The organism is Blastomonas sp. UPD001 (genome assembly GCF_003426715.1).
Classification (GTDB): domain Bacteria; phylum Pseudomonadota; class Alphaproteobacteria; order Sphingomonadales; family Sphingomonadaceae; genus Blastomonas.
In genome coordinates, this window is sequence record NZ_QKVT01000001.1 from 157878 (window position 1) to 158986 (window position 1109).

The window sequence follows — 1109 nt, forward strand, 5'->3', positions numbered from 1 at the left end:
CGCCATGATGCCAACAAGGACGGCAGGATCACCCAGGAAGAGCGCGCCGCCGCGCGCGAGGCGATGAAGCAGCGCTGGCAGCAGCGCCGCGCCGCGCCGCAGGGCTGATCCCCCGCCGCTTCCGACCTTCCGGCCCCGGCGCAGACTCCCCTATGCGTCCGGGGCCGGTTGCCTTTCGCCCCCGCACCCGGCACATGCTGACATCCGATGACCGATCCCGTCCATATCCTGCTGATCGATGACGAGCCGACCCTGCGCGAGCCGCTGGCCGAATATCTGACCGGCCAGGGATTTGCCGTGACCGAGGCGGGCGATGCGGCCCGGGCGCGGACGCTCATGCGCGACCAGCGCTTCTCGATCCTGCTGCTCGATATCATGATGCCGGGCGAGGATGGCCTGAGCCTCTGTCGCCATGTCGCCGCGCAAACCGAAACGCCGGTCATCCTGCTCACCGCCAAGGGCGAGGCGATGGACCGCATCATCGGGCTGGAAATCGGCGCGGACGATTATGTCGTCAAGCCGTTCGACCCGCGCGAGCTGGTGGCGCGGATCAAGACCGTGCTGCGCCGTGTCGCGCGCGTGCCCCAGCCCGCCGAGGACGAGCCGCAGGGCTTCGAGTTCGATGGCTGGACGCTCGATACCGTCAAGCGCCGGCTGACCGACCCCGATGGCGCACTCGTCCCCATATCCACTGCCGAGTTCAAGCTGCTCCAGGTGTTCTGCGAACATGCCGGACACGTGCTCAACCGCGATCAGCTGCTCGACCTCGCGCACGGCCGCGAGGCGCATCTTTTCGACCGCGCGATCGACAACCAGATCAGCCGGTTGCGCAAGAAGGTGGAGGCGGACAACCGTTCCCCGCGCCTGATAAAGACCGTCTGGGGCGGCGGCTATACGCTCGCCGCGCGCGTCCGCCGACTCGCCAGCCCGGATGCGCCATGAGCGCGTTCCAGCGGCTCTGGCCGTCGAGCCTGGCTGGGCGTCTGCTGCTGACCATCGCGCTGGCGCTGCTCGCTGGCCAGCTGCTCAACGCGGCGCTGCTGGTGCGCGGCCAGCGCGAGGCGGCGCTCGATCGCGTCGCCGCCGAGGCCTCGGTCCGGCTGATCGCC

Annotated in this window: 1 protein-coding gene; it reads left to right on the forward strand. The window is 69.5% G+C overall.

Translation table 11 applies throughout. The annotated features are described in order from the left end of the window. Positions 1–207 precede the first annotated feature (207 nt). Positions 208–942, forward strand: coding sequence for a response regulator (locus DM995_RS00745; RefSeq protein ID WP_023839037.1), 735 nt, complete (start codon positions 208–210; stop codon positions 940–942). Positions 943–1109 lie beyond the last annotated feature (167 nt).

Bases quoted from the DNA above. Each gene is read 5' to 3' on its own strand.
- DM995_RS00745 (WP_023839037.1), top strand. From the start codon at position 208: ATGACCGATCCCGTCCATATCCTGCTGATCGATGACGAGCCGACCCTG.